Source organism: Pseudogulbenkiania ferrooxidans 2002 (genome assembly GCF_000174355.1).
Classification (GTDB): domain Bacteria; phylum Pseudomonadota; class Gammaproteobacteria; order Burkholderiales; family Chromobacteriaceae; genus Pseudogulbenkiania; species Pseudogulbenkiania ferrooxidans.
Genome location: NZ_ACIS01000003.1, coordinates 393,354 through 414,369, shown reverse-complemented (window position 1 = coordinate 414,369; position 21,016 = coordinate 393,354). Strand labels below are relative to the sequence as shown.

Here is a 21,016-nt window from a genome sequence, read left to right as displayed (position 1 = left end):
AAACCACAATGAATTGGGCTGATTTGAATCTGGTACCGGTGATGCCCGAGATCTTCCTGATCTCGGCACTGTCGGTCATCCTGTTGCTCGATCTGTTTATTTCGGATGCCAAGCGCGGCATTACCTACGGCCTCAGTCTGCTGACCCTGGCCGGTACGGCCGCGCTGCAGGTGTATACGTTCGAGCCGTACGCGCAGTACACCTTGTCCAACATGTTCGTGGCCGATCCGCTGGCCTCGCTGGTGAAACTGGCGATGTACGGCGCGACCGCGATGATCCTGGTGTATTCGCGCCAGTACGCCGCTGACCGCGACATGTTCAAGGGTGAGTTCTTCACCCTGGCGCTGTTCGCGCTGTTCGGCATGAACGTGATGGTGTCTGCCAGCCACTTCCTGTCGCTGTACATGGGCTTGGAACTGCTGTCGCTGTCGCTGTACGCGCTGATCGCGCTGCAGCGTGACTCGGTGCCGGCGACCGAAGCGGCCATGAAGTACTTCGTGCTGGGCGCGCTGGCTTCCGGTCTGCTGCTGTATGGCATGTCGATGGTGTACGGCGCGACCGGCACGCTGGAAATCGCCGCCATCGCCAAGTCCATCCACGGTGGTTCGGCCAACCAGCTGCTGCTGGTGTTCGGCTTGGTGTTCTTGGTGGCTGGTCTGGCGTTCAAGCTGGGTGCGGTGCCGTTCCATATGTGGATTCCGGACGTCTATCAGGGCTCGCCGACCGCGATCACGCTGATGATCGGCGCGGCGCCGAAGCTGGCGGCCTTCGTGTTCATCTTCCGCATCCTGGTGCAGGGTCTGGACGGGTTGACCGGCGACTGGCAGAGCATGCTGGCGATCATGGCCGTGCTGTCGATGGCGATCGGCAACATCACCGCCATCGCGCAGACCAACCTCAAGCGCATGCTGGCCTATTCGACCATCTCGCACATGGGTTTCCTGCTGCTGGGTCTCCTGGCCGGCAACGAACAGGGCTATTCTTCGGCGCTGTTCTACGCTGTCACCTACGTGCTGACCACGCTGGCTTCCTTCGGCGTCATCATGGCGCTGTCGCGCGCCGGTTTCGAGTGCGACAAACTGGAAGACCTGAAGGGGCTGAACAGCCGCAACAGCTGGTACGCCGCCCTGATGCTGCTGACGATGTTCTCGCTGGCCGGTATTCCGCCGCTGGTGGGCTTTTACGCCAAGTTCGCGGTGATCAAGGCCATCGTCGATATCGGTCTGGTCAAGCTCGCGGTGTTCGCCGTGGCGATGTCGCTGATCGGCGCCTTCTATTACCTGCGCGTGGTCAAGCACATGTACTTCGACGAGGTACAGGACACGAGCCCGATCGTGGTGCGTGGCGACATGCAGCTGGTGCTGTCGCTCAACGCTCTGGCCCTGCTGGTGCTGGGCGTGCTCCCGGAGCGCCTGATCGAAATCTGCGTCGAGGCGATGAAGCAGTCGCTGACCGTCCTGTAAGGAGTCATCGTGGAGAGCAGCGTCGCCACCGTATTGCTGGTTGCCGTGCTGGCAGCCAATCTGCCCTTTTTCATGCCGCGCATTGCCGGCGTGATCAAGGTCGAGTCAAAGCATGCCGGCTGGCGGCTACTTGAGCTGGTGGTGCTGTTCTTCCTGGTCGGCCTGCTGGCCCGTTTTTTGGAAGGCCGCCAGATGCCGGTGCACAGCCAGAACTGGCAGTTCTACGCCACCACGGCGGCCTTGTTCCTGGTGTTTGGCTTCCCGGGCTTTGTCTACCGTTACTTCTGGAAGAGGCGCCGCAGCTGAGCCGTTCCGCCTCCGAGAAAAACCCGACTGTACGCAGTCGGGTTTTTTCTTTTCCGGGCCGAGCTGGGGTGAGGGGGCGATTGGCTTCAGCTCTCTGGCCACGACTCGGCTGGCGTCCTGCCGGGCAGGAAGGGTCGGGTGGCGATGTAACAACGGCTGTTTCGGCGTTGGCGGCGTCGTGCGGGGCCGGGGGGATTGCGGCGCGTGGTCTGCGCGGGTTTGCCGGGGGGGGGGGGCAGCGAGCGTGGCCGTGGCCCTGCAATCGACCTTCGCGGTCGAGATGGAAGACGGCTCGGGCACCATCGCGTGCTACGGAGTGCTGGGGCCGTAAAAAAAGCCGAACCATGGGGTCGGCTTGGTGAGGGGCGGGAGTATGGCTCAGTAGAAACGCGACTGCCCCGCCGGGCGGGTCTTGAAGCGCTTGTGCAGCCAGAAATACTGGTCGGGTATCTCGCGGATGCGCTCCTCGAGGAAGGCGTTCATGCGCCGGGTGTCGGCTTCGACGTCGTCGGTCGGGTAGTTTTCCCAGGGCGGGTAGTATTCGAGCTCGAAGCGGTTGCCGACGCGGCGCGCGATGACCGGGACCACGTGTGCCTTGGCGAGCTTGGCGATGCGCGACAGGCCGGGGATGGTGGCGGCGTCGGTGTCGAAGAATTTCACGAAGAGCGAGTCGCGCGGGCCGAAATCCTGGTCGGGCAGGTAGAGGAAGGGCGCGTGGTCCTGGCGCATCGCCTTGATGATCGAACGCAGGCTTTCCTGGCGCGACACGATGTAGCAGTTGTCGTAGCGCTGGCGGCCCTTGTAGATCTGGGCGTCGAGTTCGCGGTTTTTCTGGTGCGAGTAGACGCTGACCAGCGGGATGTCCTGGTTCATGCGGTAGGCACCCATCTCGAAGGCGACGAAGTGCGGGTAGAACAGGATGACGTCCTCGCCTTTGGCGCGCAGGTCGGTGACGTATTGCAGGTTCTTCACGGTGACCAGCTTGCGGATGCGTTCGGCCGAACTCCACCAGCACACGCCGTACTCCAGTGCCAGTCGTATCATGTGCTGGAAGTTGCGGCGGATCAGGCGCTTGCGCTCGGCCAGCGACATGTCGGGAAAGCACAGGCGCAGGTTGATCAGGCCGACGCGGCGCCGTTCGCGCGCCAAAGCGTAGGCGAGACTGCCGAGCAGCCAGGCGAGCGCGCCGATGAGCCACATCGGCAGCAGACGGAGCAGCCACAGCAGGGCAAAAACGATCTTCATTGTTGCTTGTTATCCTTGTTGCGGGGCCGGCGGGGTGACGCCGGCGGGGCATTTGTAACGGTTGTAACTCCACAGATACTGGGCAGGGTAGCGGCGGATCAGGTTCTCGACGGCGCGGTTGAGCGTGGCGGCATCCTGCTCCTTGTCGCCGCTGAAGGCTTCCGGCAGCGGCTCGATGTGCACCGCAAAACCGGCTCCCTTGGGCAGGCGCTCGCCGGTGAACAGCAGCACCTCGACACCGGAGACCTGCGCCAGGCGTGGAACCAGCGTCATGGTGTAGGCAGGTTGGCCGAAGAACGGCGCCCAGACTCCCTCACCGTTGCCCGGCACCTGGTCGGGCAGGATGATGGTGGCTTCACCGGCTTTCAGTGCCTTCATCAGCACGCGCACGCCGGCGCCGGTGGCGGGTGCCGTCTTGCCCTTGCCGCGCGAGCGCCCGGCCTGCATCACCGGCTCCAGCCAGGCGAGCTTGGGCGGGCGGTACATGGCGGTGAGCGGGAACGGCAGGCGCGAGCTGATGTAGCGCCCGGCGATGTCGTAGCTGCCCAGGTGCGGAGTGACGAACACGATGCCGTGGCCGGCGGCGAGCGCGGCCTCGACGTGTTCCCAACCGTTGCAGTGGCGTACCATGGCGGCGATGTCGTCCGGCTCGCGGCACCAGGCGATGGCCAGTTCCAGCGTGCCCTTGCCGGTTTCGGCTGCGGATTGTTTGACTAAGTCTTGGAAAACCTGATAACTTTTGCCGATTTGACTTGACCTAAGATTTTCCTCCAGTCTCGCCGCGAAGCGGGGGGACAGATGATAGGTAAGCCGTCCCAGGCAGGCCCCCAGCCCTTGCAGCCACGACAGTGGCAGCCGCGCGAGGAGGGATAGCAGAAAATGGACCAACGTTGCCATGACGGGTTCAGAATGAAAAGTGGAATCGGCCTATTTTATCATCCTTCAGTTTTAGGCTTTCTCCGGGAATGAAAAATCAATGAGCGAATACCTGTTTACTTCTGAATCGGTGTCCGAAGGACATCCGGACAAAGTAGCCGACCAGATCTCCGACGCCATCCTCGACGCCATCCTGCGCGAAGACAAGCACGCACGCGTTGCGGCCGAAACGCTGGTGAACACCGGCCTGGTGGTGCTGGCGGGCGAGATCACCACGGCCGCCAACGTCGACTACATCAAGATCGCACGCGAGACCGTCAAGCGCATCGGCTACGACAACGCCGATATGGGCTTCGACTACCGCGGCTGCGCCGTGCTGGTCGGCTACGACAAGCAGTCGCCCGATATCGCACAGGGCGTCAACGAAGGCCAGGGCCTCGACCTCGACCAGGGTGCCGGCGACCAGGGCCTGATGTTCGGCTACGCCTGCGACGAAACCCCGACGCTGATGCCGTTCCCGATCTACTACGCGCACCGCTTGGTGCAGCGCCAGGCCGAACTGCGCAAGGACGGCCGCCTGCCGTGGCTGCGCCCGGACGCCAAGAGCCAGATCACCTGCGTTTACGATGCCGAGACCGGCCTGCCCAAGCGCATCGATACCGTGGTGCTGTCGACCCAGCACGCGCCGGACATCGACCACAAGGCACTGACCGAGGCGGTGATCGAGGATATCGTCAAGCCGGTGCTGCCGCCGGAGATGCTGACCGCCGAGACCCGTTTCCTGATCAACCCGACCGGCCGCTTTGTCATCGGCGGCCCGCAGGGCGACTGCGGACTGACCGGCCGCAAGATCATCGTCGACACCTACGGCGGTGCCGCGCCGCACGGCGGTGGCGCGTTCTCCGGCAAGGATCCGTCCAAGGTGGACCGCTCGGCCGCCTACGCCGGCCGCTACGTGGCGAAGAACATCGTCGCCGCCGGGCTGGCGCGCCAGTGCCAGATCCAGGTGAGCTACGCCATCGGCGTGGCGCAACCGACTTCGATCTCGGTCGACACCTTCGGCACCAACAAGGTCCCGAACGAGCTGATCGTGGAACTGGTCAAGCGTCACTTCGACCTGCGCCCGAAGGGCATCATTCAGCAGCTCGACCTGCTGCGTCCGATCTACGGCAAGACCGCCGCCTACGGCCACTTTGGCCGCGAGGAGCCGGAATTCACCTGGGAGCGCACCGACAAGGCCGAGGCGCTGCGCGCCGACGCCGGGCTGTAATCCGGAGCGGATGTTCCGATGCCAAGAGCGGGCCGTGTGCCCGCTTTTTTTATGCGTGGAGGAGGGGGAACTGGCGGCCGGCCTGCTCGGCTAGCCCCGTTGGCGGGTGTGGTGTCGCCGCTGCAGTGCCGGCGCCTCCCTGTTCGGCCGGAGTGTTTTACGGGTACAATGGCGGGCTAAACCGAGGAGCGCTGCGAGAGGCTGTTCCCTCCCAGGCTCGGTTTCCGCATCAACGGCGCTCACCCTCATAACCCCGTGCCGGACGGGTTTGCGGGTGAGCCGCATCCCACCGGCCACATCGTGGAGTTCTTGATGAACGCTGTGGCTGATACCTTTACCGATTTCTACGTTGCCGATATGGCCCAGGCCGCCTGGGGCCGCAAGGAACTGGCGATTGCCGAGACCGAAATGCCGGGCCTGATGGCGCTGCGCGCCGAATACGGCGACAGCAAGCCGCTCAAGGGCGCGCGCATCGCCGGTTCGCTGCACATGACGATCCAGACCGGCGTGCTGATCGAGACCCTGGTGGCCCTGGGCGCCGACGTGCGCTGGGCGTCGTGCAATATCTTCTCGACCCAGGACCACGCCGCCGCCGCCATCGCCGCCGCCGGCATCCCGGTGTTCGCCTTCAAGGGCGAGTCGCTCGACGAGTACTGGGAATTCTCGCACAAGATCTTCGAATGGCCGGAAAACGAACCGGCCAACATGATCCTCGACGACGGCGGCGACGCCACGCTGCTGTTGATGCTGGGCGCGCGCGCCGAGAGCGACCGCTCGCTGATCGCCAAGCCGACCAACGAGGAAGAAGTGGCGCTGTACGCCGCCATCGCCCGTTATCTGGAACAGGATGCCAACTGGTACTCCAAGCGCCTCAAGCACATCAAGGGCGTGACCGAGGAGACCACCACCGGCGTGCATCGCCTGTACCAGCTGCAGAAGGAAGGCCGCCTGCCGTTCCCGGCGTTCAATGTCAACGACTCGGTGACCAAGTCCAAGTTCGACAACCTGTACGGCTGCCGCGAATCGTTGGTGGACGGCATCAAGCGCGCCACCGACGTGATGATCGCCGGCAAGATCGCCGTGGTGCTGGGCTACGGCGACGTGGGCAAGGGCTGCGCGCAATCGTTGCGCGGCCTCGGCGCCACCGTGTGGGTGACCGAGATCGATCCGATCTGCGCCCTGCAGGCGGCGATGGAAGGCTACCGCGTGGTGACCATGGACGACGTGTGCAACCAGGGTGACATCTTCGTCACCACCACCGGTAACGTCGGTGTGATCACCCACGATCATCTGGTGAAGATGCGCAACAACGCCATCGTCTGCAACATCGGCCACTTCGACAGCGAGATCGAAGTCGCCAGCTTGCGCCAGTACCAGTGGGAGAACATCAAGCCGCAGGTCGACCACATCATCTTCCCGGATGGCCGCCGCATCATCCTGCTGGCCGAAGGCCGCCTGGTGAACCTGGGCTGCGCCACCGGCCACCCGAGCTTCGTGATGTCGAACAGCTTCACCAACCAGGTGTTGGCGCAGATGGAAATCTTCCAGCACGGCGAGAAGTACGGCAAAGAAGTGTACGTGCTGCCTAAGCACCTGGACGAGAAGGTGGCGCGCCTGCATCTGGAGCGCATCGGCGTCAAGCTGACCGAGCTGACCCAGCAGCAGGCCGACTACATCAGCGTGCCGAAGGAAGGCCCGTACAAGCCGGCGCACTATCGCTATTGATGTCGGGACGATGAAGGGCGGGCAGGGCAGCCCGCCTTTCTCGTCTAGTGCCGTGGGTCTATTGCTGCTGCCCGAGCCCGGGCTGGTGAGGTCCGCCACCCGCCGTGGCCTGCACCGAACGAGCCTTACTTGGGCTGGGCCGCCGGGTGAAATAGACTTGCCATGGCAGCAAACGAAACTATCCGGGAATAACGACCGCTTCGGCCAACCTTGGCACGGGGCGGCGACAGAGATCAGATCATGAGCACCAAGCCGCGTACCTTCAGTTTCGAGTTTTTCCCGCCCAAGACGGCGGAAAGCATCGCCAAGCTGCGTACCACGCGTCAGCAGCTGGCGCAGTTCAAGCCCGAGTTCTTCTCCGTCACCTTCGGCGCCGGCGGCACCACGCGCGAGGGCACGCTGGGGACGGTGCTGGAGATCCGCAACGAGGGCTACGCCGCCGCACCGCATCTGTCGTGCATCGGCTCCACCCGCGACAACATCCGCGCCATTCTCAACGAGTACCGCAGCCACGGCATCCGCCACATCGTGGCGCTGCGCGGCGACCTGCCGTCCGGCATGGGCGAGGCCGGCGAGTTCCGCTATGCCAACGAGCTGGTGGCGTTCATCCGCGCCGAGCATGGCGATCATTTCCACATCGAAGTCGCCGCCTACCCGGAGTTTCACCCGCAGGCGCGCTCCGCCGAGGACGACCTCAACAACTTCGTGCGCAAGGTGCAGGCCGGCGCCAATTCGGCGATGACGCAGTATTTCTTCAACGCCGACGCCTACTTCCGCTTCGTCGACGAGGTGCAGGCGCGCGGCGTGGACATCCCGATCGTGCCGGGCATCATGCCGATCGCCAACTTCGGCCAGCTGTGCCGCTTCTCCGACATGTGCGGCGCCGAAGTGCCGCGCTGGTTGCGCCTGCGCATGCAGGCCTACTACGACGACACCGCCTCGATCCGAGCCCTCGGCCTCGACGTGGTGACCGAGCTGTGCGACCGCCTGCTGACGGGCGGCGCCCCTGGCCTGCACTTCTACACCCTGAACCAGGCCGGCATCGTCTCGACCATCTGGCAACGCCTGGGGCTGTGAGGGGGCGACGTTGAACGAGACCTCGACCCTGGTGGACGCCCGGCACGCGAGCGAGGCGCGCAAATCGCGCCTCGGGCAGGTGATCTTCTGGAGCCGCTGGCTGCAGCTGCCGATCTACCTCGGCCTGATCGTGGTGCAGGGGGTGTACGCCTGGAAGTTCCTGTCCTCGCTGTGGGAGCTGCTGCACAATCTGCCGGTGCTGACCGAAACCGAGATCATGCTGTCGGTGCTGGCGCTGATCGACGTGGTGATGATCGCGAACCTGCTGCTGATGGTGACGGTGGGCGGCTACGAGACGTTCGTGTCGCGGCTGCGCATCGACAACCATCCGGATCAGCCGGAGTGGCTGGATCACGTCAACGCCTCGGTGCTGAAGGTGAAGCTGTCGATGGCCATCATCAGTATTTCGTCGATCCATCTGCTGCAGACCTTCATCAACGCCAGCCAGCTGCCGGAACACACCATCAAGTGGCAGTTGCTGTTGCATCTGGCCTTCCTGGTGTCGGCGGCGGCGATCGCCTACACCGACAAGCTGCTGTACTCCACCGTGCACAGCAACAAGCACTGAACGCCTCATAAGCAAACGGCCCCGCGGGGCCGTTTTTTCATCCCGGAGCAGGGGCAGGGAATCGCTCTCCACGCGCTTGCGCCCGTCTGCCGACGTCAGACGCCACCGCCGGCCTGGCTGGGCAGCCGGGCGGCGAGCCCGCGACGCGCCCTGCTCAGCCGCCTTTCAGGTGGTCGAGCGGCAGGGCGGCGGTGCGCTTGAATTCCTTCAGCACGAAGCTCGACTTGACGTCCTGGATGCCCGGCTGTTGCAGCAGTTGGTCCATCACGAAGCGGGAGAAGTGCTCCATGTCCTCGAAGTAGACCTGCAGCAGGTAGTCCATCTCGCCGGTCATGGCGTAGCAGTTGATAACTTCCGGCCAGCGCTGCACGGCATCGATGAACAGATCCAGGTTGCCGCGCTTCTCCAGCATCACGCGCACGAAGGCCTGCAGACCGAGGCCGATGCGCGCCGGGTCGAGCAGCGCCACGTACTGGCGGATTACCCCGGACTCCTCCAGCTGTTTGAGGCGGCGCAGGCAGGGCGAGGGGGAGAGCGCGATGCGTTCGGCCAACTCGACGTTGCTCAGACGACCGTTGAGCTGGAGTTCGGCCAGGATGCGCAAATCTGTCTTGTCTAGTGTCATGTCTGGCATTTTGTTCTCGTATTTTCGCTTAAGAGTAAAATTTTATTTTAGTTATTAGTATTTTTTGGGTTTCTTTGCAAGGAAATTGCGAAGCAAATTGCCTAAAATGAGCTTGGAAGCATGTTGCATTTTAACAGTGGCGTCAGACCACTGCAGATTGTTTACCGAGGAGAGCATGCCATGTACACCGCCGATGCGGCGCTTGAACGCGCGGACATGCAGTTGTCTGCCTTGCCGTCCGAACTGGACATTCACCGGGCCGTGGTGCCGGATTACACCGACATCGAGAACCATACGTGGGCCACGCTGCTGGCCAACCAGTGGGCGGTGCTGCCGGGGCGGGCCTGCAACGAGTTCCTGGCCGGGCTCGCGCTGATCGACTTCCCCAAGGAGCATATCCCGCGCCTGGCCGATATCAGCGACCGTATAGAGGACGCCACCGGCTGGCGCCTGACCCGGGTCGACGGCATCGTCCCCGACAAGGAGTTCTTCGAGCTCCTGGCGCAGCGCATCTTCCCCTCCACCGACTTCATCCGCAAGCCCGAGGAGATCGGCTATACCCCGGCGCCGGACATGTTCCACGACCTGCTGGGCCACGCGCCGCTGCTCTCCAATCCACGCTTCGCCTCGTTCTTCGAGCGCTTCGGCCGCGCCGGCGTCAAGGCCTTCGAGAGTGAGCACCCGGGCCGCGTCTGGCTGCCGCGCATCTACTGGTACACGGTGGAGTTCGGCCTGATCCGCAATCCGGAAGGCCTGCGCATCTACGGTGCCGGCATCCTGTCCTCGCCCAACGAGGTGCTCTACAGCCTGTCGGAGCAGACGCGCAAGGTCGATTTCGACATCGGCCTGGTCGCCGACACGCCGTACGACATTTGGCACATGCAGGACCAGCTGTTCGTGATCGACAGTTTCGATCAGCTGGAACACGAATTCGCGCGCTGGACCGAACAGAACGGTCTGGCCTGAGCGCGACTGATTGCCCCACACCCACCCGGATGGCCCCAGTAGAGGGCCCCTGAAGTAAAACAGAGGAGAAACCCGCAATGAAGATGGAAAGCCTGACCGGCAACCCGCTCGCCACCGACGGCTTCGAGTTCGTCGAGTTCACCGCGCCGCAGGAAGAGGAGCTGGAGCATCTGCGCCAGCTGTTCCTGTCGCTGGGCTTCACCGAGATCGCCCGCCACCGCAGCAAGAACGTGCGGCTGTTCCGCCAGGGCGACATCAACTTCATTCTGAACGGCGAGCGCACCCAGCCCGCCAGCGAGTTCGGCAAGGTGCACGGGCCGTCGGCCTGCGCCATGGCCTGGCGCGTGAAGGATGCCGCCCGCGCCTACGACTACGCGCTGGCGCATGGCGGCGACCCGTACGAGCGCCCGATCGGCTGCATGGAACTGAACATCCCGGCGATCGAGGGCATCGGCGGTTCGGCCCTGTACTTCGTCGACCGCTACGGCGCCGAGCACAACATCTACGACGTCGATTTCGTGCCGCTGCCGGGCGTCGACCAGCACCCGGTCGGCGTGGGGCTGAAGGAGATCGACCACCTCACCCACAACGTGATGCGCGGCAACATGGACAAGTGGGCCGGCTTTTACGAAGGCATCGGCAACTTCAAGGAAATCCGCTACTTCGACATCGAGGGCAAGCTGACCGGGCTGGTGTCGCGCGCGATGACCAGCCCGTGCGGCAAGATCCGCATCCCGATCAACGAGTCGTCCGACGACAAGAGCCAGATCGAGGAATTCCTGCGCGCCTACCACGGCGAGGGCATCCAGCACATCGCGCTGTCCACCGACGACATCTACCACACGGTGGAAACGCTGAAGGCCGCCGGCACGCGTTTCCTCGATACCCCGGACAGCTACTACGACCGGACCGACGCGCGCGTGCCGGGCCACGGCGAAGACCTGGAGCGGCTGCGCAAGAACCGCATCCTGATCGACGGTGCGCCGGTGGACGGCGCCGGCATCCTGCTGCAGATCTTCACCGAGACGGTGATCGGCCCGATCTTCTTCGAGATCATCCAGAGGAAGGGCAACGAAGGCTTCGGCGAGGGCAACTTCAAGGCCTTGTTCGAGTCGATCGAGGAAGACCAGATCAAGCGCGGCGTGCTGAAGGCCGACTGAGAACGGGGGACTGAATCGGCTGTGCCCTGCGAGGCCGGCCCGATGAGGCTCGCCGTACCATTGCTACGGCTCAGCCTTGCTACCCTTTTGGGGCGAATCGGCTGCGAGGCGCGGCAATGAGCGCAGGGAATCCCTGTGGGGCGATTGCTTGCCCCCGTTCCGCGCCGCCAAGCGTTGCCTTTCGGCCAACCTTGAAGGTTGGCCGAAGCCCGTGTCATACCACACAGGAATTGCATCATGCGCAAATGGATCAGCTTTCCGCACCGCGAGGGCACCGTCTCGCGCCAGGCCCACGCCGACCTGCCGGCCGAGGGCATCTACGAACGCGAAGTCGGCCGCAGCGGCTTCTTCGGTCCGGCCTCCCACCTGCACCATCAGCACCCGCCCACCGCCTGGAGCGCCTGGGAAGGGCCGTTGCGTCCGCGCGCCTTCGACCTGAACGAGCTGCCGCAGCAGGGCGGCATGCCGTTCGAGGCGGCGTCGGTGTTGCAGAACGCCCACTGCGACTTCCGCCTCTGGAGCGTCGACCAGGCCATGCCGGCGCTGTTCCGCAACGGCGACGGCGACGACGTGCTGTTCATCCACGAAGGCTCGGGCGAGCTGTTCTGCGACTACGGCCACCTCAGCTACCGCGACGGCGACTACCTCCTGATCCCGCGCTCGACCAGCTGGCGCATCGAACCGGCCGCGCGCACCACCATGCTGCTGATCGAGGCCACCAACGGCGCCTACCAGTTGCCGGACAAGGGCCTGGTCGGGCCGCACGCCATCTTCGACGAAGCCATGCTCGACATGGCGCAGATCGACGATGCCTTCCGCGCCCAGCAGAGCGAGGACGAATGGCAGGTGGTGATCAAGCGCCGCGGCGCGCTCTCCACCGTGACCTACCCGTTCAACCCGCTCGACGCCATCGGCTGGCACGGCAACCTGGCGGTATGCCGCATCAACTGGCGCGACATCCGCCCGCTGATGTCGCACCGCTACCACCTGCCGCCGTCGGCACACAGCACCTTCGTCGCCGAGCGTTTCGTGATCTGCACCTTCGTGCCGCGCCCGATCGAATCCGATCCCGGCGCGCTGAAGGTGCCGTTCTATCACAACAACGACGACTACGACGAAGTGATCTTCTACCACGCCGGCGACTTCTTCAGCCGCGACAACATCAAGCCCGGCATGCTGACCTTCCACCCCGCCGGCTTCACCCACGGCCCGCACCCCAAGGCGTTCGCCAAGGCGATGAGCGATCCGAAGACATTCACCGACGAAGTGGCGGTGATGATCGACGCGCGCGACGCGCTGGAGCAGGGCGAGGGGATGGCCGGCGTGGAATGGAGCGGCTATGTCGACAGCTGGAAACCCAAGGCCTGAGAAGCCGCCCCCAAAGTTACTGCGCGGCCGTGATCTCGGGTTGGTAGGTGCTCGGAATCCTCATGGACTACGTGTCCATTCCGGTTCCTGAGCTCCAGCCGCCCCTCGCTGACGACCGCTCGTTACACTTTGAGAGCCGCTTCCGAGTCTATGTCCGGACAACGAGCAAGACGAGAACCCACCGATGAAACTCGCCACCTATCAGAACCACACCCGCGACGGCCAGTTGATGGTCGTCAGCCACGACCTGTCCCGCGCCGTCGCCGTGCCACACATTGCCGACACCTTGCAAGCGGCGCTCGACGACTGGAATGTCGTCGAACCGCAACTGCAACAGGTCTACCAGGCGCTCAACCGCGGCGAGGCCGCCGGCATCGAGGCCTTCGACCCCACGCGCTGCCATAGCCCGCTGCCACGCGCCTACCAGTGGGCCGACGGCAGCGCCTACCTCAACCATGTCGAGCTGGTGCGCAAGGCGCGCGGCGCCACCGTGCCGGACAGCTTCTACCTCGACCCGCTGATGTACCAGGGCGGCTCGGACAACTTCCTGCCGCCGTGCGCGCCGATCCCGTTGCGCGACGAGGCGTGGGGGCTGGACTTCGAAGGCGAGGTGGCGGTGATCACCGGCGACGTGGCCCTCGGCGCCGGCGTCGAGGCCTGCGGCCGCGCCATCCGCCTGCTGATGCTGGTCAACGACGTCACGCTGCGCAACCTGATCCCGAGCGAGCTGGCCAAGGGCTTCGGCTTCTTCCAGAGCAAGCCGGCCACCGCCTTCTCGCCGGTGGCGGTGACCCCGGACGAGCTGGGCGAGGCTTGGCACGAAGGCAAGGTGCACCTGCCGCTGCTGGTCGACTACAACGGGCGGCGTTACGGCGAGCCCGATGCCGGCGTCGAGATGCAGTTCGGCTTTCCCGAGCTGGTGGCCCATGTCGCCAAGACCCGTGCCCTCTGCGCCGGGTCCATCGTCGGCTCCGGCACCGTGTCCAACCACGACCGCCGCGTCGGCAGCTGCTGCCTCGCCGAGCAGCGCATGATCGAGATCATCGACAGCGGCGAGGCGCGCACCCCGTTCATGAAGGTGGGCGACACGGTGCGCATCGAGATGCACGACGCCAGCGGCGCCAGCGTGTTCGGCGCCATCGAACAGACGGTGGTGGCGCATGACTGAGCGCATCCTGTACGACTATTTCCGTTCCAGCGCCGCCTACCGGGTACGCATCGCGCTCAACCTGAAGGAGCTGGACTACATCCAGGCGCCGGTCAGCCTGGTCAAGGGCGAGCAGCAGGGCGCCGCCTACCTGGCGCTCAACCCGCAGGGACTGGTCCCGGCGCTGTCCGACAACGGCGTGCTGCTGACGCAGTCCTTGGCGATCTGCGAATACCTCGACGAAGCCTACCCCGACACGCCGCGGCTACTGCCGCTGGAGCCGGTGGCGCGCGCCCGCGCCCGCGCCATCGCCCAGTCCATCGCCTGCGATATCCATCCGCTCAACAACCTGCGGGTGCTGAATTACCTCAAGGGCGAACTCGGCGTCGGAGACGAGTCGCGCAATGAATGGTACCGGCACTGGATCACGCAAGGCTTTGCCGCGCTGGAGCGTCTGCTGGCGGACACGGCCGGCAGCTATTGCGTCGGCGACAATGTCACGCTGGCCGACGTGTGCCTGGTACCGCAGCTGTTCAACGCACGGCGCTTCGCCGTCGATCTGGCGCCGTATCCACGGCTGGTCGCCGTGGGCGAGGCGCTGGAGCGGCTGCCGGCCTTCGCCGCCGCTCACCCGTCGCGTCAGCCCGACACGCCGCCGGCCTGAGCGCGGCAAAGCGCATTGGAATGGCCGGTACGGCCATGTCTGGCCGTTTTTCATGCGATCGCCATTTGCATGACTTTCTCGCATTAGGGCTTGACGGCCATGTCATGCATCTGCTTTAATGCTGATCTCTGACGGCGCAGTTAGCCGGATCGGGGCCAATTAGCTCAGTTGGTAGAGCAGCGGATTGAAAATCCGCGTGTCCTTGGTTCGATTCCGAGATTGGCCACCACTCGATTCTTCCTGTGGTAACAACGATCGGCAAACTGTGTTTTCATGGCCAATTAGCTCAGTTGGTAGAGCAGCGGATTGAAAATCCGCGTGTCCTTGGTTCGATTCCGAGATTGGCCACCAGATTCAAGAAAAAGCCCGAACGTCATCGTTCGGGCTTTTTCGTTTCCGACCTGCATTCAACGCCACTGTCGGCGGTATTCCTCGGGTGTCAGTCCCATCAGGCGCTGGAACATGGCGATGAAGGCCGACGCGCTGCTATAACCCAGTTCCAGCGCGGTGTCCTGCACCGGGCGCCCGTCTTCCAGCAGGGCAATCGCCTGCAATACCTTGAGCCGTTGCCGCCAGGCGCTGAAGGACATCCCCAGATCGCGATGGCAGCGCCGCGACAGCGTACGCTCGGTGCTGTGCACCTCGCCGGCCCACGCTGCCAGCGAGCGCGTGTCCCCCGGCTGCTGCTGCAGGGCATGCAATACCTTGCCCAGCTGCGGGTCGTCCGACATCGGCAGGTAGCTGTCGTGGCATGGGCTCTCCGCCAGCTGGTCGAGCAGTACCTGGAACAGACGCCCCTCACGCTCGGTGCGGGGGTATTCCAGCTGCCCTCGCCGCAGAGTGTCGAGAATGGCCTGTATCAAGGGGTTGATCGCCAGGGTACACGCTTCCCGTGGCAAGTCGGCACACTGCGCCGGCTCCAGATAGAGCGAGCAGTAGCTCGCCTCGTAGCGGTTGCTCGCCACGTGTTCCAGCTGTGGCGGAATCCAGATGCCGTACTGCGGGGGCGCTAGGTAGTGACGCCCAGCCATCCCCACCTCCAGCACCCCGCTGAACGAATAGACGAACTGCCCCGCCGCATGGCGGTGCGGGGGGTACTCGCTGGCGCCCTCCAGGTGCACCACGCGGAAGGATACCGGCTGAGTCAGCTGTTCGAGCAGGGGCGGCAGTTGTCGGCGACGCGCCATATTGTCCAAAACTCCCTATGGGTTGTCGGAAATTCGTTATTTGATTGTAAACCGCCATCGCTACAATCGGGTCATCTTCATCGGGGCCGGTGCTTTCGCGCCCCGACCATGACTTTGAGAATCGGAACTCCCATGTCGACCGCTCGCAAACCGCTGGATGGCCTCGCCGCCGGATCGATGCTGCTGCTCTGTCTGTGCTGGGGAATGCAGCAGGTGGCCGTCAAACTGGCGGCCAGTGCCGTCAGTCCCATCATGCAGATCGGCTTGCGCTCCCTGCTCGCCGCCCTGTTGGTGGGGGCCCTGATGTGCTGGCGCCGGGAGCGCTTCTCCCTGCGCGACGGCCGGCTTCGTGCCGGGCTGGTGGCTGGCGCGTTGTTTGCCGGCGAATTCCTGTGCGTCTCGGTCGGGCTGATCTATACCAGTGCCTCGCACATGGTGGTGTTTCTTTATTCGGCGCCGATCTTTACCGCGCTGGGCCTGCACTGGCGCGTCAAGGGCGAACATCTGGGGCGGGCGCAGTGGGGCGGGGTGGGGCTGGCGTTCGCCGGCATTGCGCTGGCCTTTTCCAACGGACTGAGCGGGCAGGGGGAGTGGGGGCGCATGCTGCTGGGCGATGCGCTGGGTCTGCTGGGGGGATTGCTCTGGGCAGCTACCACCATCGTGGTGCGCGCTTCCAGCCTGTCCGAGGCGTCTCCGTCCCAGACCTTGCTGTACCAGCTCACCGTGGCCTCGGTGCTGCTGCTGGCGCTGGGTGGTGGCACGGGGCAGTGGGCGACGTTGCAGATGAGCCCGATCGCCTGGGCCAGCCTGCTGTTTCAGGGCGTGATCGTGGCGTTTGCCAGCTTCCTTGCCTGGTTCTGGCTGTTGCGCCGTTACCTGGCGTCGCGCCTGTCGGCCTTCTCCTTCCTGACGCCGCTGTTCGGCGTGGCATTCGGCGTGCTGCTGCTGGGTGAACCGCTCGACCCGCGTTTTCTCGTCGGCGCGTTGCTGGTGTTTGCCGGCATCGTGCTGGTCAACCTGCGTCGCGCCTGAGCCGGCGTGATCTCGCTCGACGGGCCTGCCCGCCGGCAATAAAAAAACCCCGTCACGTGTGACGGGGTTTTGAGCGGACAAGGAATCTGCTTCAGGCGTTGACGCCCGGCTTGGTGGTCAGTACCACGGTGTCCAGCCCTTGCTCCGCAACGGCTTCCGGCTCGTCGGCTTCTTCCACGGTCTCGCCGTTCAGCACGCGGTTCATGCGTTCCACGTCGAGCGCGTTTTCCCACTTGGCGACCACCACGGTGGCCACGCCGTTACCGATCAGGTTGGTGATGGCGCGGGCTTCGGACATGAAGCGGTCTACCCCCAGGAGCAGCGCCAGGCCTTCCACCGGCAGCTTGCCGTGCAGGGTGGCCAGGGTCGCGGCCAGCGTGATGAAGCCGCCGCCGGTCACGGCCGCGGCCCCCTTGGAGGTCAGCAGCAGCACGCCCAGCAGGCCCAGCTCCTCGCCCAGCGTCAGGTCCACGTTCACCGCCTGGGCGATGAAGATGGCCGCCATGGTCAGGTAGATCGAGGTGCCGTCCAGGTTGAACGAGTAACCGGTCGGGATCACCATACCCACCACCGGCTTGGCGCAGCCGAGGTTTTCCATCTTGGTCATCATGCGCGGCAGCGCCGATTCGGACGACGAGGTGCCCAGCACCAGGATCAGCTCTTCCTTGATGTAGGCGAGGAATTTCCACAGGCTGAAGCCGGTCAGCTTGGCGATGGTGCCCAGCACGATGAAGACGAAGGCGGCGCAGGTCAGGTACACGCACAGCATCAGGTAGCTCAGCTGCTTGAGCGAACCCACGCCGTACTTGCCGATGGTGAACGCCATGGCGCCGAAGGCTCCGATCGGGGCCAGCTTCATGATCATGCCGATGATGTGGAACATGGAGTGGGAGAATTCATCGAGAATGCTCACCAGCGGTTTGCCCTTTTCACCCATGGCCGACAGCGCGGCGCCCATCAGCACCGAGAACAGCAGCACCTGCAGGATATCGCCTTCGGCAAAGGCCGATACCACGCTATGCGGGATGATGTTCATGAAGAAGTCGATGGTGTTCATCGACTTGGCGCCGGCGGCGTACTTGGCCACGGCGGCCGAGTCCAGCGTGGACGGGTCGATGTTGAGACCGGCACCCGGCTTGAGCACGTTGACCACCACCAGGCCGATCACCAGCGCCAGCGTGGTCACCACTTCGAAGTACAGCAAGGCCTTGCCGCCGACGCGGCCGACTTCCTTCATGTCGCCCATCTTGGCGATGCCGACCACCACGGTGGTGAAGATGATCGGGGCGATCATCATCTTGATCAGCTTGACGAAGGCGTCGCCCAGCGGCTTCATCTTGGCGGCGAAATCCGGTGCCACGGCACCCAGCGTGACGCCGATGGCAATCGCCAGCAGCACTTGGAAGTACAGACGGGTGTAGAACGGTTTCTTCATGTCATTCCCTGTCGCAATCAACGATATCGTATGTGAAGGTCGTGGCCGGGGCTCGGTGAGGTGTGGCACGACCATACGACGATCGTAGCAGGCACATTAGCGTCGGCTAATTGGCGAAATCCCTAACGAAACAGAATGGCTGCCATTCCCAATCGGCATCGATACGTTGCCGTGCGTCATCCGGCGTGAACGAAACGCCGGCAGGGAGGTACTGGCGTGAAAGCACGGTGCGGCCGGGACGAGAGGCACCCTGCTAGAAGTAAAGACCATCCCGCCGCCGCCGGCAACGCGCGGGTGCCGCCCAAAACAAAACCGCCATGTCGGCACGACGATGGCGGTTGCGAGGGCGGGCGGGGCTGGCTCAGCCGGCGTGTTCGTCGCCCTTGTCGCGGCGCGCGCTGCCGGCCACCAGCGGGATGGCGAACAGGCGGCATTCCAGGGCACCGTTATAGAGCGGCACGCGGCGTTTCACCTCGAGGCGGATCAGCTTGGCCAGGCGCAGGTCGCCGGTGAAGAAGTACGCGGTCCAGCCGGCGAAGTGCTGCTTGAGCCAGTCGCCCAGCTGCGGGTAGAGCGCGGCCAGCGCGTCCTGCTCGTCGAGGCGTACGCCGTAGGGCGGGTTGCTGACGATCAGACCGTTCTCGCCTTCCGGGCGGATGTCGAGCACGTCGCTGGTCTTGAGCGTGACGGCCTCCGCCAGGCCGGCGGCCTGCAGGTTGTGACGGGCAATCGCGGTCATCGCGGCGTCGCGGTCGGAGCCGTGGATTGCAAGTGGGGCGAGCGGTTGTTCGGCCAACCTGGCGTCGAGCTGCAGTGCTTCCCACGCGACCGAATCGAAGTCGCGCAGACGCTGGAAGGCGAAGCGGCGGTTGCGGCCCGGCGCGCGCTGGAGCGCGATGTCGGCGGCTTCCACGAGGAAGGTGCCGCTGCCGCACATCGGGTCGATGAGGGGCTGGCTGCCGTCGTAGCCGGCCAGTAACAGGATGCCGGCGGCGAGGTTCTCGCGCAGCGGCGCCTCGCCGGTCTCCTCGCGCCAGCCGCGCTTGAACAGCGGCTCGCCGCTGGTGTCGAGGTAGATCTTGGCGGTGTCCGGGGTCAGGAACACCTGCACGCGCACGTCGGGGGTGCGGGTGTCGACCGAGGGGCGGCCGAGGCCGGACTGGCGGAAGCGGTCGCAGATGGCGTCCTTCACCGTCAGCGAGACGAAATCGAGGCTACGCACCTGCGAGCCGACGCCGTCGGTCTTGAGCTTGATGGTGCGGCTGACGTCGAAGAAGCGCGGCCAGTCCACCTGCATCGCCAGCTGGTTGACGTCGTGCTCGGAGGCGTAGCTGCCTTCGGCCACCAGCATCAGCACACGGCTGGCGGTGCGGCTGTGCAGGTTGGCGCGCATCATCATGCTGGCGTCGCCGCTGAAGCCGACCCCACCATCGGTCGGCTGGATATGCTGCGCTCCCAGAGCCGTCAGTTCGCCAGCGAGCACCTCTTCGAGGCCGCGCGGGCAGGGGGCGAACAGCGACAGCTGGACCTTGCGGCCGACCGTCAGCGGGGCGCTGGGAGCCGGCTGGCGCGGGCCTTCCGGGCGCACTCCGCCGGCAAACGGCGTCGCGCGGCTTTCGCGTGCCGCCGGGCGCGCTTCGGCGTCGCCGGCGCGCTTGATGAAGCTGGGCTTTTTGGCGCCGGTCGGGCTCGGGGTGAACAGCGGGGTGTCGTCACTGGCTTCGGTTTCGCGGCGACCGGCATCGTAACGGGGGCGCGACTCGTGGCGCGCCGGCGGCGCCGGCCGATCATCTTCGCGGTGCGGGGCCGGGCTGGCGGTCTGATCGTCCTGCTCCTTCGGCCGGCTGATGAAGGTCGGCTTTCTGGCTCCGGTCGGGCTCGGCGTGAACGGCAGCGCCTCGTCTTCCTGGCGGCTGTCCGCTTCGTGGCGGCGTGGCTGATCGGAGCGGTCGCGACCGAAACGCGGCGGCTCGTCGCCTTGGCGTTTGCCGTGCTTGGCAAAGCTTTCATCTTCACGGCGCGGCGCGGGGCGACGCTCCTGCCATTCCCCTTGGGCGCGGGATGGGCCGGAACGCGGCTGTTCGGCGGTATCGCGCGGTTCGTTCTTGCCGAACGCGGCGCTGTCCTTGCGCGACTGGCCGTAATGGCGCTTGTTGCGGTCGAAGCCCTGTTCCTGCCCCTCGCCCTGCTGGCGCGGTTGGCCGAAGCGCGGCTTGTCGCCGATCGGGCGGCGCTCCTGCTGACCGAAGCCTTCGCCCTCACGGCGCGGTCCCGGACGGCGTTCCTGCCCCTCGCCCTGCTGGCGCGCTTGGCCGAAGCGCGGCTTGTCGCCGATCGGGCGGCGCTCCTGCTGACCGAAGCCTTCGCCCTCACGGCGCGGTCCCGGACGGCGTTCCTGCCCCTCGCCCTGCTGGCGCGCTTGGCCGAAGCGCGGCTTGTCGCCGAACTGGCGGCGCTCCTGCTGGCCGAAGCCTTCGCCTTCGCGGCGCGGTCCCGGACGACGTTCCTGCCCCTCGCCTTGCTGACGCGGTTGGCCGAAGCGCGGCTTGTCGCCGAACTGGCGGCGCTCCTGCTGGCCGAAGCCTTCGCCCTCGCGGCGCGGCCCCGGACGACGTTCCTGCCCCTCGCCCTGTTGACGCGGTTGGCCGAAGCGCGGCTTGTCGCCGAACTGGCGGCGCTCCTGCTGACCGAAGCCTTCGCCTTCGCGACGCGGCGGCTTGCCCTGGCCATGCGGCCGGCTGTCCGGCTTCCGGTCGAAATGCCGGCGCTCTTCCTGGCGCGGCGGCTTGCCGGCCGGGGCGTCATTGCCGGTCGTGGGAGCGGCTTGAGCCTGGCGGTCGCGGTGGGTCTGGTCGCGGCGTACGTTGGCGCGTTGGCGGGAGCGGAAGCTGGACATGGAACA

Annotated in this window: 18 protein-coding genes, 2 tRNA genes, 1 other RNA gene and 1 riboswitch; of the genes, 15 read left to right on the top strand and 6 right to left on the bottom strand. The window is 65.1% G+C overall.

What is annotated here, in order from left to right; all coding sequences use genetic code 11:
* Window positions 1-8: 8 nt before the first annotated feature.
* Together nuoN and FURADRAFT_RS07020 are read left to right on the top strand one after the other, a co-directional pair.
* Window positions 9-1,463 carry an NADH-quinone oxidoreductase subunit NuoN gene (gene nuoN / locus FURADRAFT_RS07025; RefSeq protein ID WP_008953439.1) on the top strand — a complete coding sequence of 485 codons (1,455 nt, stop codon included), beginning with the start codon at window positions 9-11 and terminating at the stop codon, window positions 1,461-1,463.
* Window positions 1,464-1,472: 9 nt separating this feature from the next.
* Entirely contained in the window at window positions 1,473-1,769 is a 297-nt protein-coding gene (locus FURADRAFT_RS07020) for a DUF2818 family protein (protein ID WP_008953438.1), read from the top strand.
* A gap of 378 nt (window positions 1,770-2,147) precedes the next feature.
* Here the strand turns inward: FURADRAFT_RS07020 and FURADRAFT_RS07015 are convergent, their stop codons facing one another.
* Both FURADRAFT_RS07015 and FURADRAFT_RS07010 read right to left on the bottom strand, forming a co-directional pair.
* Window positions 2,148-3,014: a lipid A biosynthesis lauroyl acyltransferase gene (locus FURADRAFT_RS07015; RefSeq protein ID WP_008953437.1), complete on the bottom strand. Its 867-nt coding sequence runs from the start codon at window positions 3,012-3,014 to the stop codon at window positions 2,148-2,150.
* 9 nt (window positions 3,015-3,023) lie between these two features.
* Window positions 3,024-3,911, bottom strand: a complete 888-nt coding sequence (locus FURADRAFT_RS07010) for a lysophospholipid acyltransferase family protein (RefSeq protein WP_008953436.1) — start codon at window positions 3,909-3,911, stop codon at window positions 3,024-3,026.
* A gap of 79 nt (window positions 3,912-3,990) precedes the next feature.
* Between FURADRAFT_RS07010 and metK the strand changes: the two genes are divergently transcribed.
* From metK to FURADRAFT_RS06990, 4 genes are all read left to right on the top strand, one after another.
* Window positions 3,991-5,160, top strand: a complete 1,170-nt coding sequence (gene metK, locus FURADRAFT_RS07005; RefSeq protein ID WP_008953435.1) for a methionine adenosyltransferase — start codon at window positions 3,991-3,993, stop codon at window positions 5,158-5,160.
* 177 nt (window positions 5,161-5,337) lie between these two features.
* Window positions 5,338-5,408, top strand: a riboswitch (S-adenosyl-L-homocysteine riboswitch).
* 64 nt (window positions 5,409-5,472) lie between these two features.
* Window positions 5,473-6,885 (top strand): adenosylhomocysteinase, encoded by a 1,413-nt coding sequence (gene ahcY, locus FURADRAFT_RS07000; protein WP_008953434.1) that lies wholly within the window; start codon window positions 5,473-5,475, stop codon window positions 6,883-6,885.
* Window positions 6,886-7,125: 240 nt separating this feature from the next.
* Window positions 7,126-7,962: a methylenetetrahydrofolate reductase [NAD(P)H] gene (metF, locus tag FURADRAFT_RS06995; RefSeq protein ID WP_008953433.1), complete on the top strand. Its 837-nt coding sequence runs from the start codon at window positions 7,126-7,128 to the stop codon at window positions 7,960-7,962.
* Window positions 7,963-7,972: 10 nt separating this feature from the next.
* Window positions 7,973-8,530: a TIGR00645 family protein gene (locus tag FURADRAFT_RS06990; RefSeq protein ID WP_008953432.1), complete on the top strand. Its 558-nt coding sequence runs from the start codon at window positions 7,973-7,975 to the stop codon at window positions 8,528-8,530.
* Window positions 8,531-8,684: 154 nt separating this feature from the next.
* Here the strand turns inward: FURADRAFT_RS06990 and FURADRAFT_RS06985 are convergent, their stop codons facing one another.
* Window positions 8,685-9,164, bottom strand: coding sequence for an Lrp/AsnC family transcriptional regulator (locus FURADRAFT_RS06985; protein ID WP_008953431.1), 480 nt, complete (start codon window positions 9,162-9,164; stop codon window positions 8,685-8,687).
* 171 nt (window positions 9,165-9,335) lie between these two features.
* Between FURADRAFT_RS06985 and FURADRAFT_RS06980 the strand changes: the two genes are divergently transcribed.
* The 8 genes from FURADRAFT_RS06980 (at window position 9,336) to FURADRAFT_RS06950 (ending at window position 14,811) form a co-directional block, all read left to right on the top strand.
* Window positions 9,336-10,121: a phenylalanine 4-monooxygenase gene (locus FURADRAFT_RS06980; protein WP_008953430.1), complete on the top strand. Its 786-nt coding sequence runs from the start codon at window positions 9,336-9,338 to the stop codon at window positions 10,119-10,121.
* A gap of 77 nt (window positions 10,122-10,198) precedes the next feature.
* On the top strand, window positions 10,199-11,281 hold the full coding sequence (hppD, locus tag FURADRAFT_RS06975) for a 4-hydroxyphenylpyruvate dioxygenase (RefSeq protein WP_008953429.1): 1,083 nt from the start codon (window positions 10,199-10,201) through the stop codon (window positions 11,279-11,281).
* Window positions 11,282-11,518: 237 nt separating this feature from the next.
* Window positions 11,519-12,649, top strand: a complete 1,131-nt coding sequence (locus FURADRAFT_RS06970) for a homogentisate 1,2-dioxygenase (RefSeq protein WP_008953428.1) — start codon at window positions 11,519-11,521, stop codon at window positions 12,647-12,649.
* 62 nt (window positions 12,650-12,711) lie between these two features.
* Window positions 12,712-12,787: non-coding RNA, sX9 sRNA (locus FURADRAFT_RS20105), on the top strand.
* Between the two features lie 46 nt (window positions 12,788-12,833).
* Window positions 12,834-13,817 (top strand): fumarylacetoacetate hydrolase family protein, encoded by a 984-nt coding sequence (locus FURADRAFT_RS06965; RefSeq protein WP_008953427.1) that lies wholly within the window; start codon window positions 12,834-12,836, stop codon window positions 13,815-13,817.
* Window positions 13,810-14,460 (top strand): maleylacetoacetate isomerase, encoded by a 651-nt coding sequence (gene maiA, locus FURADRAFT_RS06960; protein ID WP_008953426.1) that lies wholly within the window; start codon window positions 13,810-13,812, stop codon window positions 14,458-14,460. Before FURADRAFT_RS06965 ends, maiA begins: the two co-directional genes overlap by 8 nt.
* Window positions 14,461-14,613: 153 nt before the next feature.
* Window positions 14,614-14,689 (top strand) — tRNA-Phe (locus FURADRAFT_RS06955).
* A gap of 46 nt (window positions 14,690-14,735) precedes the next feature.
* Window positions 14,736-14,811 (top strand) — tRNA-Phe (locus FURADRAFT_RS06950).
* Window positions 14,812-14,867: 56 nt separating this feature from the next.
* Here the strand turns inward: FURADRAFT_RS06950 and FURADRAFT_RS06945 are convergent.
* Entirely contained in the window at window positions 14,868-15,647 is a 780-nt protein-coding gene (locus tag FURADRAFT_RS06945; protein WP_008953425.1) for an AraC family transcriptional regulator, read from the bottom strand.
* Between the two features lie 132 nt (window positions 15,648-15,779).
* Between FURADRAFT_RS06945 and FURADRAFT_RS06940 the strand changes: the two genes are divergently transcribed.
* Complete coding sequence (locus FURADRAFT_RS06940; RefSeq protein WP_008953424.1) at window positions 15,780-16,679, top strand: DMT family transporter; 900 nt, start codon at window positions 15,780-15,782, stop codon at window positions 16,677-16,679.
* 91 nt (window positions 16,680-16,770) lie between these two features.
* On the opposite strand, the gene FURADRAFT_RS06935 is transcribed toward FURADRAFT_RS06940, so the two are convergent.
* Together FURADRAFT_RS06935 and FURADRAFT_RS21295 are read right to left on the bottom strand one after the other, a co-directional pair.
* Window positions 16,771-18,114: a dicarboxylate/amino acid:cation symporter gene (locus tag FURADRAFT_RS06935; protein WP_008953423.1), complete on the bottom strand. Its 1,344-nt coding sequence runs from the start codon at window positions 18,112-18,114 to the stop codon at window positions 16,771-16,773.
* Between the two features lie 361 nt (window positions 18,115-18,475).
* The gene (locus FURADRAFT_RS21295; RefSeq protein ID WP_008953422.1) at window positions 18,476-21,010 is read right to left on the bottom strand and encodes a THUMP domain-containing protein; all 2,535 of its coding nucleotides are present in this window, start codon (window positions 21,008-21,010) and stop codon (window positions 18,476-18,478) included.
* Between the last annotated feature and the right edge of the window lie 6 nt (window positions 21,011-21,016).